We start from the raw sequence: 551 nt of genomic DNA, 5'->3' as shown, positions 1-551 counted from the left end.
AACTTTAGGATTTTGCCCTAATTCCGTATTAACCATGCAACATAGGCCCGCTATCTCAAAGGCTTTTATTAATTTAAATAAGGCCGTTATGGCAAATGAAGGTAGAGTAACCTCTGCCCTAAAGCGAATGATCGCATGGGTAAGTAGCAATGCCACTGGTTGTCGTTATTGCCAAGCGCATGCCATACGTGCCGCAGAACGCTATGGAGCCGAACAAGAGCAATTGGATAATATTTGGGAATACAGAACACACCCTGCCTTTTCAGATGCAGAACGTGCCGCTTTAGATTTCTCCTTACAGGCCTCACAAGTACCTAACGGTGTTGATGCCGAAATAAAAGAACGTTTATACCAACACTGGAACGAAGGGGAAATTGTTGAAATGCTAGGCGTAATCTCCCTCTTTGGATATCTTAACCGTTGGAACGATTCTATGGGCACATCTATTGAAACAGGAGCTGTTGAAAGTGCCGACCAATACCTAGGTAAACATGGCTGGGAAAAAGGAAAACATGATGGATCGGTTTATTAGCAATTAGCAATTAGCAATT

Annotated in this window: 1 protein-coding gene; it reads left to right on the top strand. The window is 42.8% G+C overall.

Annotated elements, in window-relative coordinates; genetic code table 11:
• Positions 1 to 532: carboxymuconolactone decarboxylase family protein (locus tag B2Z27_RS17990; protein ID WP_286814701.1), on the top strand; the 532-nt coding region annotated here is incomplete at its 5' end.
• Positions 533 to 551 lie beyond the last annotated feature (19 nt).

Origin of the sequence: Maribacter sp. UBA3344 (assembly GCF_002362375.1) — a bacterium.
GTDB lineage: Bacteria > Bacteroidota > Bacteroidia > Flavobacteriales > Flavobacteriaceae > Maribacter > Maribacter dokdonensis.
Note: the sequence above shows the minus strand (reverse complement) of the source record. Positions and strands in the feature narration are given on the sequence as shown.